The 9,407-nt window shown below is 60.7% G+C and carries 20 protein-coding genes; 1 reads left to right on the top strand and 19 read right to left on the bottom strand.

What is annotated here, in order from left to right:
* Positions 1-43 precede the first annotated feature (43 nt).
* The gene (locus ACK56M_RS10070; RefSeq protein WP_023661591.1) at positions 44-367 is read right to left on the bottom strand and encodes a phage holin, lambda family; all 324 of its coding nucleotides are present in this window, start codon (positions 365-367) and stop codon (positions 44-46) included.
* A 104-nt stretch (positions 368-471) separates the two neighbouring features.
* Here ACK56M_RS10070 and ACK56M_RS10065 point away from each other — a divergent pair, with 104 nt between their 5' ends.
* Positions 472-654, top strand: coding sequence for a hypothetical protein (locus ACK56M_RS10065; protein ID WP_023661592.1), 183 nt, complete (start codon positions 472-474; stop codon positions 652-654).
* A gap of 1 nt (position 655) precedes the next feature.
* Here the strand turns inward: ACK56M_RS10065 and ACK56M_RS10060 are convergent, their stop codons facing one another.
* The 18 genes from ACK56M_RS10060 to ACK56M_RS09975 form a co-directional block, all read right to left on the bottom strand.
* Positions 656-895: a hypothetical protein gene (locus tag ACK56M_RS10060; RefSeq protein WP_023661593.1), complete on the bottom strand. Its 240-nt coding sequence runs from the start codon at positions 893-895 to the stop codon at positions 656-658.
* Between the two features lie 243 nt (positions 896-1,138).
* Complete coding sequence (locus ACK56M_RS10055; protein WP_038409512.1) at positions 1,139-1,648, bottom strand: acyloxyacyl hydrolase; 510 nt, start codon at positions 1,646-1,648, stop codon at positions 1,139-1,141.
* A 232-nt stretch (positions 1,649-1,880) separates the two neighbouring features.
* A complete protein-coding gene (locus ACK56M_RS10050) occupies positions 1,881-2,417 on the bottom strand; it encodes a hypothetical protein (protein ID WP_061302580.1) in 537 nt (178 codons plus the stop codon).
* Positions 2,414-2,536: a hypothetical protein gene (locus ACK56M_RS10045; RefSeq protein WP_411959413.1), complete on the bottom strand. Its 123-nt coding sequence runs from the start codon at positions 2,534-2,536 to the stop codon at positions 2,414-2,416. The genes ACK56M_RS10050 and ACK56M_RS10045 overlap by 4 nt, the downstream gene beginning before the upstream one ends.
* The gene (locus ACK56M_RS10040) at positions 2,533-3,138 is read right to left on the bottom strand and encodes a recombination protein NinG (protein ID WP_411959412.1); all 606 of its coding nucleotides are present in this window, start codon (positions 3,136-3,138) and stop codon (positions 2,533-2,535) included. The genes ACK56M_RS10045 and ACK56M_RS10040 overlap by 4 nt, the downstream gene beginning before the upstream one ends.
* 202 nt (positions 3,139-3,340) lie before the next feature.
* Positions 3,341-3,631 (bottom strand): hypothetical protein, encoded by a 291-nt coding sequence (locus ACK56M_RS10035; protein WP_411959411.1) that lies wholly within the window; start codon positions 3,629-3,631, stop codon positions 3,341-3,343.
* Positions 3,628-4,098 carry a hypothetical protein gene (locus tag ACK56M_RS10030; RefSeq protein ID WP_182408142.1) on the bottom strand — a complete coding sequence of 157 codons (471 nt, stop codon included), beginning with the start codon at positions 4,096-4,098 and terminating at the stop codon, positions 3,628-3,630. Before ACK56M_RS10030 ends, ACK56M_RS10035 begins: the two co-directional genes overlap by 4 nt.
* Positions 4,091-4,690: a hypothetical protein gene (locus ACK56M_RS10025; protein WP_182408143.1), complete on the bottom strand. Its 600-nt coding sequence runs from the start codon at positions 4,688-4,690 to the stop codon at positions 4,091-4,093. Before ACK56M_RS10025 ends, ACK56M_RS10030 begins: the two co-directional genes overlap by 8 nt.
* Positions 4,687-4,971, bottom strand: coding sequence for a hypothetical protein (locus ACK56M_RS10020; protein WP_182408144.1), 285 nt, complete (start codon positions 4,969-4,971; stop codon positions 4,687-4,689). Before ACK56M_RS10020 ends, ACK56M_RS10025 begins: the two co-directional genes overlap by 4 nt.
* Complete coding sequence (locus ACK56M_RS10015; protein WP_411959410.1) at positions 4,968-5,252, bottom strand: hypothetical protein; 285 nt, start codon at positions 5,250-5,252, stop codon at positions 4,968-4,970. The genes ACK56M_RS10020 and ACK56M_RS10015 overlap by 4 nt, the downstream gene beginning before the upstream one ends.
* Entirely contained in the window at positions 5,252-5,620 is a 369-nt protein-coding gene (locus ACK56M_RS10010) for a hypothetical protein (protein WP_411959409.1), read from the bottom strand. Before ACK56M_RS10010 ends, ACK56M_RS10015 begins: the two co-directional genes overlap by 1 nt.
* Complete coding sequence (locus tag ACK56M_RS10005; protein ID WP_411959408.1) at positions 5,617-6,378, bottom strand: replication protein P; 762 nt, start codon at positions 6,376-6,378, stop codon at positions 5,617-5,619. The genes ACK56M_RS10010 and ACK56M_RS10005 overlap by 4 nt, the downstream gene beginning before the upstream one ends.
* On the bottom strand, positions 6,375-7,130 hold the full coding sequence (locus tag ACK56M_RS10000; protein WP_411959407.1) for a hypothetical protein: 756 nt from the start codon (positions 7,128-7,130) through the stop codon (positions 6,375-6,377). Before ACK56M_RS10000 ends, ACK56M_RS10005 begins: the two co-directional genes overlap by 4 nt.
* Positions 7,127-7,534: a hypothetical protein gene (locus ACK56M_RS09995; protein ID WP_411959406.1), complete on the bottom strand. Its 408-nt coding sequence runs from the start codon at positions 7,532-7,534 to the stop codon at positions 7,127-7,129. Before ACK56M_RS09995 ends, ACK56M_RS10000 begins: the two co-directional genes overlap by 4 nt.
* Complete coding sequence (locus ACK56M_RS09990) at positions 7,531-8,346, bottom strand: Rha family transcriptional regulator (protein WP_411959405.1); 816 nt, start codon at positions 8,344-8,346, stop codon at positions 7,531-7,533. The genes ACK56M_RS09995 and ACK56M_RS09990 overlap by 4 nt, the downstream gene beginning before the upstream one ends.
* Before the next feature lie 127 nt (positions 8,347-8,473).
* Positions 8,474-8,686 carry a hypothetical protein gene (locus ACK56M_RS09985; protein ID WP_027907142.1) on the bottom strand — a complete coding sequence of 71 codons (213 nt, stop codon included), beginning with the start codon at positions 8,684-8,686 and terminating at the stop codon, positions 8,474-8,476.
* A 19-nt stretch (positions 8,687-8,705) separates the two neighbouring features.
* Entirely contained in the window at positions 8,706-8,912 is a 207-nt protein-coding gene (locus tag ACK56M_RS09980; protein ID WP_027907143.1) for a hypothetical protein, read from the bottom strand.
* Between the two features lie 290 nt (positions 8,913-9,202).
* On the bottom strand, positions 9,203-9,406 hold the full coding sequence (locus ACK56M_RS09975; RefSeq protein WP_027907145.1) for a hypothetical protein: 204 nt from the start codon (positions 9,404-9,406) through the stop codon (positions 9,203-9,205).
* Between the last annotated feature and the right edge of the window lies 1 nt (position 9,407).

The raw sequence follows: 9,407 nt of genomic DNA, 5'->3' as shown, positions 1-9,407 counted from the left end.
TTGTCGCGCCACGAAACGGCGCATCTCCAATTTGTGGCGCGGGTTAGGGCCCATCGACCTTTCGTTCAGCCCAGCGTTTGCCAAGCTGGCGAGCCTGCTCAACGCCAAGCACGCCGACAAAGCCAGCGGTGGCGAACGACCAGGCTATGCTGAGGCCGAATTCCTTCACAGTCAGTCCGACCACCATCACGATCAGCGCGCCAAGCGTTGCCTCGATTAGTTGGCGGACTGGGCGGGTTTCCTTGCCGTCGTACTGAATACGCAACCAGGTCAGGGCGAATGTCAGGCCCATCGCCAGGCCGTTCTCTCTCAGGGCTGTCAGTACAAGCACCCAGAAGGATGGGTCTTTCTCTGGCATATGGGCCATCTCGATTCCTCCCGTTGCGGGGAGCTATGAATAAAAAACCCGCACAGGGCGGGTAGTGGCTTCGTGCTATGTTTCAGGGTTCTCACACCATGGAGTCACACAGCATGAAACCGGAAATCCAATCAATTGGCTTTGATCAGGCCTGTATGCGGGTATCAGTCAAGGTCAACGACACTTTGAACATCAATGTGACCTTGCCAATACCGCCAATTCAGTACGAAAACATGACAGTCGCTCAAGTCCGTGACGCGGCGATTCAGCACGCTAAAAACCAACATCGAGACTGAGTCAGCTTCCGCTGTAGACTTTGCTCTGCAAGTTGTCGATTTGCGCTTGCAGGGCATCAACCTTACCGCCAAGCGCAGAATCGGCCGCGACCCTAGCGGCAACTTCCGATTGGATCAGCGCGGTGAGTGACTCTACCCGAGAGGCTAGGTCGGCCGCCTGGGCTTGAAGTCGGGCCAGCATGGCGTGTACCACATCAACACTAGAGCGCAATGACGCGATGGCTTCGTTGGTTTCGGACATTTGCTAACTCCAGATACGAAAAAGCCCCGGCAGATACCGAGGCTTGGAATGGGTGCGGAGGGCCGGTGCTTACCCGGCTTGGTGGCCTGGATCGCTGGGCCACATACCCCAGACTCTCACCGCGTAGCCGATCAGGGAGCGCACGGCTTTGATCGACGCCACTACCGACTTAGCCCAGCTGCCTGAGCGTGTCATCCGCATAAAAAAGCCCGCACAGGGCGGGCAAAGAGGGATCGTGCTTTTTTAAATCTGGTGGCTGTAGAACAGCGAGTACGACTCGATACCGTCGTTGGGCTGCTTAATGCCAGCGTTGGAGTAGTGAATCGCTCGGATGCCAACCTTCTGCGTCTCGCCGATCTTCAAGCCCGCACCGATGCGGTCTTCGAAGTTGAAGGCCGAACCAAAGTCCTGGTCACCTGCGGACGTACCAGAGAAGACCGCCAGGCCGATGCCAGCCTCAACGAATGGCTTCACGTTACCGCTGCCGAACTCGTAAACGAAAACTGGCGCAAAGGACAGCGAGTGAGCGCCACCGGAAGCATCTCCTGCTTCCCAATAGGTATACCCAGCATCCCAGTAACCGGTTAGACGGCCAGTACTGGATTCAAACCAGCTTTTGTCCCAGTTAAAGCCAACGCCTGCACGCGCCGTAATGCCGCCTTGACTTGTCGCACCCAGCGCCCCGGAAAGCTCAGCTGCTCCGGCAGACGCAGCGACAAGGGACAGTGCTGCAGCAGCTAGAACGGTTTTCATAATCACGGTCTTCCATGTTTGTTTAGTTAGCAACCTATCAGAATCATAGCGCCATCAAAACGTTCCGTGCTACACAAAAAAAATCTGCCCTCGCCAGAGGTGGCGTCGGGCCTCTTGAGGGCCTCTTCGGGCAATAAAAAACCCGGCTCATTGGCCGGGTTTCTTTTCGTCACTCCTCAACACGCGCAGGAATGACAGGATGGGGATATATTCGGCAATGCGGCAAAGGATGTCAAGCTGCCATCTTCACAAATAGCTCTTCTTGCTCCAGAAGCTCTACGCCAGCGTTTATGGCCTCGCCTACCATTTCCTCCAGGGCCTTGTGGATCTTGCTCCGCCAGTCACGGCGAGTGCGCTCCGGGGTGCCCTTGTTGTCATCCCACAGGTTCATGTCGTAGATGTTCGCCTGCAGGATGGCGGAGGACCGCTTTCCATCTGCGCCAGGCTTCTGCGGTTCTGCCCAGGTCAGCACTGCATAGAACTTGAAGTGCTGGTGTGCGTGGGTGGCGATCACCCGGCCCAGCCCCTTAATGGCGTGGCCCCGCTCTGTAGTGTCCAGCGTGTAGCGAGCGATCAGCGCATCCCAGTGCCGCGGCAGCAGGCGCTTGTGAAGTAGGCTGCGATACTCGCAGTCCATCTCGAAGCGCTCCTGGCGACTCAACCCGCCGTAGCCTGCGCAGCCCTGGTCAGCGTCGACCCAGGCCGCCGAAGCGGTTTTCCCTTCCGATCCAGCCAGCAGTATGCGGATCAACACGGAAGTCTTGTTCATGCCTGCACCTCCTTCTTGCGGCGGTTTGCGATCAACTGGGCGCGCAGAACGCACCAAGTGGAGGTGGTGATCATGGCCAGCAAGATGAGGCTGGCGGTGTCTTGGATAGTCCAGGTCATGCTGCTGCCCTCCGTAGGTCTTTGAGTTTTTGCCTGTACAGGGCCTTGATGGTCTGCAGGTCTTCGATGGTCAGGCGCAGGGCCTTATGAGGCCCCTCCAACCACTCCACAGCGTCGACGCCGATGCGCTTCACCAGCCGGATGCGGTACTCGACCGCGTTGCCTGAGAGGTTTCGGTTGCACTTCACGCACTGCCGGTGGACGTTCAGCGGCTCGAAGCGCAGTTCCGGGCAGGCACCCACCGACCGGTAATGGCCGGCATCCCAGCGGCTGCCGGTGATGAGGTCGTGGTCGCTCGGCAGCGAGTCGCAACTGATGCACGGCAGGCCGGCGTCGCGCTCGCGGATGTAGGCGTTGAACGCGGTTTGCGCCTCGGCCATGTGCTCGCGGCGGGTCTTCAGCTTCTCCCGGCGCTCCTGCAGGTCCTGGCGGGCCTGCTTCGTGATGGCCTTGGCCGCCACCTTCTGCACTTTCGAATCCTTCGACATGGCCAGCGCACAGGCGATGCTGCACACCTTCTGCGTGGTCATGGTCGGGTTGAAGGGCTTGCCGCAACCTGGCGCCTTGCACTTCTTCGGTTTCGAAGTTTTCAGGGCATTCATTGGTACACGCTCCCTGGCTGGCCAGGCTTGTTGCTGTCGCTGCACGCCAGATCGTGATCACTCGCATGAGGGCAGCGCTTGCACCCGCATACTGGGCACAGGATCATTTTTGTGGACGACAGCGGCACCCAGCCGAATGGACCTTCGGTGCCCAACCGGTGCTCTTCGATGCAGCGGTGGCATTCGCATTGGTGCGACATGACTATGCGCATGGCTCGACCTCCTTGGCTTTCTGCTGTTCGGGTTCGAAGTCGCCGCGCAGAGGCATGATCCATTTCTCCCAAACAATGGCTCCTGACTCGCCTTCCATTTCAGCGACGACCCACACGGGATCTCCTCCTTCCTGCTCATACACTCCAGGGTCCATTGGGTCGCGGCGATCAACAGGCCCAACCAGATGTCGCGACACCAGCTCCACGCACAAGCCGATAGCTGGCGGGTAGGTGTGGTTGGTCACCAGAGCCAGATCGCCCGGCTTGAATTGATGACTCATGCCGCCTCCTCGCTCAGCAGGTCGCTGAACACCACGCCCTGCGGCGCGAACTCGGCCACTATGCGGTCGGTGTACTGGCAGCCCTGAGCCCGGTCGAACAGCCGGGTCACCGGGAATCCATCCGGCCCGAACATGGCGCACGGCCCCATCAGGCGCAGCTTCACCTCATACGGCAGGTGGATGAACGACTCGGCCCAGCCGGTGCGGAACTCATCACAGCCGGCGCGCATGATCGGCACGCCGAAGTGCAGCTTGCAGTACCGGCGCACGTCCTCGATGTCGCCCATCTCGGTGCTCTTGGCGATTCGGTCGTACATGGCGAACCACAGGGCGTTCTGGTCCAGGGTGCGATCCTTGCCCGGACGCATGGTGACCACGACGAACTTCTTGTCGCGGAACAGACGGGTGAGCATGGTCACGGCCTCGGACAGCTTGGCCTGGCTGTTGACGCTGACCTTCTCAGTCATGGCTCGACTCCTTGGCCATGGCCGACTGAGCGACAGGGGTGCACCTCGGGCATGGAAGGTTGCCGAGACCATGGTGATAGTCGCCACAGGCCAAGCACTTGTTCGATGCTCGGTAGTCCTGGGGCGATGCGTTCTTGAATGGCGACAGATCTGCCACCTGCTTGCGCAGCACCTCGTTCTCGGCCTTCAACTCAATTTCATGATTTTTGAGTTGAGCGTTCTCGTCCTTGAGCTGGTCGCGCTCTCGATTGGCGTTGATGAGCTGGGCGGATAGGCAATCGCATTCGCCTCGCCACTCCCCGGTGATGTCGTGCACGTCGCCGGTGTCGCCGCAGGTCCAGCAGAATGGTCCGTGGCGCCAGGTTTCAAGCTCTTGTTCAAGCTCTCGCTCTTTTTTGCTGCGACTGGTCAACAACCGCTCGATCTCCGCGAGCAGGGCCAGGATGGTCTTCGGCATGGCCTGCTGAAGAAAATCCTGCACGGCCTTGACCTCCTCAGGGGCCGAGCCGACGGCCATGGTGATGTTCACGTCGGCTGCTACTGCGTTCGCGGCCTCAGCCAGTGCCTTCAGCTTCTCTTTGTCGATGGTCATGGCGCCACCTCCCGCACCAACGTCTCAGCCTTCTGGTCAGCGCGCATCACGTGCTTGGCGCGTGAACAGTCCAGGTTGCCGTAGCTACTGACGCTGTACCCGATCAGCTGCATGAGCTGGGATCTGTCATCCTTTTCGTACTCGCGAATGGCGATCTCATTCAGGCCGAAGCCATGCTTCTGGCAGAGGTCGAGCATGTCGCTGATGATCTGATTTGCCTTGAAGCGGATAACGCCGTCGGCCGCTACCACAACAGGCTGCATGGGTTGTCTCTTGCTCATGGCGCCACCTTCAGGCCCTGGGCCTCGATAGCCGTCCTGCACTCGCCCAGAGCATGGTTGTAGGCCTCCTGCACCGCCTCCTCCTTGGAGGTGCTAGTCCTGCAGGTGTCCTCGGAAGGCAGCTCCACCACCACGGCCTCGCGGGAGGCCTTCCAGCCATCCCAGGCACCGTTGGCATAGGCGCTTTGGTAGTAATCGGGGTGTGTGGACGACCGTGTGAAATCCATGCCCCTGAATTTCGGGCTGGTCTCGAACTCTTCGCGCATCTTGTTGGTGTCCATCAGTGCTTCTCCTGCATGCCTTTGCCGATCTCGGCGGCGGCGCAAGTGATGGCGCGTCGAGTCATCTCGTAATGGCAGCTATTGGCCTCGGTATAGGCGCACCAAATCTCGTCACCGAACTCGTCACAGACGTCGACACCAGTCTCGCTGGGCTTAACTTGGAGGCTGAGGTCTACAGCCAAGCGCAAGGCATCTGCATCTCGCCGGAGCGGGTTCCATGCCGTCGAAACCAACTCGCCGCCCCGGTGCGCCACAAGGCTCACCACAGGCGGATTCATGTCCATCCGCTGGGCGTTCCATTTGTGGTTCGTGTCAATGCCCACGGCCTTCGCCGCCAGCTCCAACAATTCGCGATCAGTCAGGCTCATACGCCCTCCCCGGCCGGCTGACCGGCGCGCTTGATATTCAACTTGGCCAGGAGGTGTGCACGGCACGCGGCGACGCTGGATGGGATCTGCTGGATCTCCAACAGGCGAACCTGCTTCTGGCTGGCGTACTCGTCGGCCAGCTGGGCGGCGCTCTTCTGGCTGTCGTGGCCGATGCCCATGGCGATGTCGCCCAGAGGCTCACCGGCCACCAACATGCGGATCGTGATGTCGTAGGCCCGGGCGAAGACCTTCTCGGCCCGCTCCACCTCCATCGACCCCAGGTTCTGCGCCTCGCACTGCAGGGCCGCGTGGCGCACCGCTGCGTGCGTCCAGGTGCGGGAACCTGCCCTGCTGGGGTGGAAATTCTCCAGCGCCTCTGCCAGGGCCCGCGCAAGCGGCGGAATACCCATCTCTTCCGGGGTCGGCTGGCACAGCTTGATGAACTTGCCGCTGCTTGGGGCGAAGTCGGTACCCAGCACCCGGCATTTCTGGATGCCGAAGCGGATCTGCTCGAGCGTGTTGATGCCCGCGGCGACGAACGACTTGATCCAGCTGCGCTTGGCAGCCTTCAGGGCCTCGTCATCCGGCCAGGCCTGCTTCCACGCCGGGAAGATGGCCTGCAGCTCCTTGAACAGGGCGTTGACCACCTCAGTGGTGCCAGGGTCGAGCTGCTGGGCCGGGGCTTTCGCCTCGGCTGGCAGGTTGCGAGCCGTGGCCATGATCTGCGTCACGCTGCGCAGTTTCGGTTGTGCACTCATAAGCCCCCCAGGTCATCAGCCCAGCTGGTGTCGTTGAAGTCGGGGCCGCTGGCGGGGCGGCGGGTTGCGAACGGGGCGGAGCCTGCTGGCTGCGGCAGTTCGTCCTCCCAGCGCTTGCCGTTCAACCAGGTCGAGGCGTGCGGGATGAACTGTCCGCCGTCCTTCGTCCAGTCGGTCGATACGGTCCAGGCAGCCAACGCCTTGGCCATCAGGTCGAACAGGTCAGCGGTGACCTTGATCTTCGCCCAAGCCTTCTTGGCGTCGGCCTTGCTCACCTTGCGCGGGTAGAGCGACCAGAAACGTTCGAAGTCGACCAGGTCGCTTTCGCGAGAGTCAGTCCTTACTCCCTTCAGTCCTTGCTTACCTTCAATACTTACTAGTGTCGGATTTGCCGGATACGGCTGAGCCGTAAGCGGTTCAACCGGATACGGCAAAGCCGGAAGCGGTGTTTCCGAGACGACGTAGTGGGTTTCGCCCAGCAAACCGGACTCGCCACGGTCCTGGCGGCGCTGGACGTAGCCGGCGGTGATCAGCTCTTGAAGCAGGCCGTACACGCCGTCACGACCCGTCGGCTTCGACGACTTGGCGGTCTCGTTGCGCAGGTGGGTGACGGACACTGCCCAGTGGTCAGGCTTGCCCAGCAGGAAGACCAGCAGGCCACGGGCAGCCCAGCTCAGGCGCCCGTCCTCGCTGATCGACTTGTTGAGCATGTAGAAGTTGGCCTCGGGGCGAGGCGCGCGGATGATGCTCATTGCCCGCGCTCCCTGGCCATGGCATCTGCCTGCTCCAATTTGTGATTGAGCGCCCAAACCTCGCCTTGCAGCTGGTTTTTTTCAGACAGCAACTGCTCAAGACGGGCATGCGCCACCTGCAAGGCAGCAGACGATCTTCCGTCGCCGCCGCAGGTAGTGCAGTCGCCAAGCCGCTCGAACGACTCAGGGCCTTGATAGGAGACGTGGATTTCCTCGCCGGAACCGTTGCAGGCTGGGCAGTAGTAGCCAAGCGCTGCCTTCGCAGCATCCCAGCCATTCCAGGCCGAACCCACGTCAGGAATGGCATCCCAAACGATATGGCCGGCGTCGGATATGGCGTCATCCAGCCACTTGTTGAAGTCGGGATCTTGCCACTGCTGGCGATCTTGCTCACGGCTTCTCATGCTGCACCCCGCACGGCCTTGTCGTGGGTGTGCAGGCCGTCCCAGTTCTTCTTCATGGGCAGATCACCGGCCAGGTACAGCTCGTACAGGCGCACAGCACCCTTGCGCAGGAGGACCGGCGTGTAGCTGATGAACGCCTCTTTCCCGTGCGGGGTGATCTCCTGCTGGTGCTCGGTCATGTACTTGTCGCGAGCGTAGGCGGCGACGCGGTACCGGGTACCGGACTTGCTCTCGTTGTAGAGCCAGTTGCGGCCCTCCAGGAAATGGCCGACCTGCATCACGTTGACCCCATTGAGGCCCTTGCAGAACTGGACGTGGCTCATGCCTTCCTTGAAAAGATTCTCCAAGTGGTCGATCTTCTTGGCCTGGGCCTGCACTTCAACGGTCAGTAGAACGCGCGCCTTCTCGGCGGCTTCCTTCTGCTCGACCTGATCGGCCCATGCGCGCGCGGCGGCAGCTGGATTGGTGAAATCGGGCAGCGCGGCTACCACCTGCCTCTCCAGCTCCTGCCAGCGGTCGACCAGCGCCGCGGTAAATTCCGGGCACAGCTGGGCGACAACGACGAAGCTGTCTCGCTTGTTGACCAGATAAACCTCGACAGGACGGGAGCCCGCGCCTTGATGAGAGGTTTCCACCGACGGTGAAAAGCTCACAATGGCCTTTTCCTGAAGGCGCTCCATGGCTCGCTTCACGCTGTCGTGCCTAGAGCCAACCAGGTCGGCGATCTCTCGGGACGACATCCGCGCCACAGAATCGCGCTTGTCATTTTGTGGCGCGACCCTTTGCAGGGCCTGTACACTTTGGGTCTGCATATGCATAATTCCCCTACAGAGTTTTGTATTGCAGAGAGCCGGGCCGCGAACCCGGCTTTTTTGTCTCTGCGATTTGGCGTCCCTTATGAGGGACTGGCGCCCGGGTCCCTAATTAGGGATCGGACGTTTACCTCGGCGCCGCGAACGGCACCACGTTGTTGCTCTTTGGCTTCCCCCGCTGAGCGAGGAAGTGCGTGGCCTTCTTCAGGATCTGCGCGGCAAGCTCGTCGGTGCTGACGCCAACCTCCTCCGCCCAGGCCTCCAGGTCCGCGAAGTCATTCCGGCGGAACCGGGCGACCTCTACGTCGTGCTGCTGTACCGCTTCGTTTGCAGGCGACATTCGTCCTCCCTTGACCTATTCAGGCCCTGGCCTTCTTCTCGTTGATCAGCGGCAGGTGGCCGTGCTCTTTCTTGAACGCCAGCGCGGCCAGGATGATTTCCCTTGCCAGCACGCTGTGCTGAGCCTTGAGCTCCAGGGCGTACCCCTTCAGCTCGTTGAAGTCCTCGTCATCCAAGCGGACCTTGACCTGGTGGTCGTGTCGGTGTGCTTTGTCGTCGTAGGCCATCGGGTGATCCCCAGGATGCTTCGGTCGTTTTGGGTTGAGTGTTATGAGGGCCTCCGCCCTACCCTGAAGAGTCCCTCGCAGAGGCCCTCATTGGGGTCACCAACTGCAAGACTTTGGCCTTCCTGCGGCCAACCACTGAAAGAGCCCCACTGGCTACAGCCGCTTCGAACACCTGGTTCATCGCTGTGCTGAAATCCCAGTTATTGGCCCTCATCAGCCCCTCTACTCGCTGCCGCACATCTGGCGACAGCTGATCAAGCTGTACGGTCATTTAGGCCTCCAAAGGGCCTTCAGCCCGCGATATCTTCTTGCTGCTTGTCCTGCATCAGCTCCTCGATAACGCCGTTGGCTACGGCCCACTCGATGATTTCGTACAGATAGGTGGCGTGCTGCATGCGGGTCTTGCTCGCGGCCTTGCGCAGGATTCGGTCGAGCACGGGCTCGAAACGGACCTTCACCGGGATGGCGCGCTTCTGATTCGGGTCTTGGTACATG

Source organism: Pseudomonas sp. s4, from assembly GCF_046764235.1.
Classification (GTDB): domain Bacteria; phylum Pseudomonadota; class Gammaproteobacteria; order Pseudomonadales; family Pseudomonadaceae; genus Aquipseudomonas; species Aquipseudomonas asiatica.
Note: the sequence above shows the minus strand (reverse complement) of the source record. Positions and strands in the feature narration are given on the sequence as shown.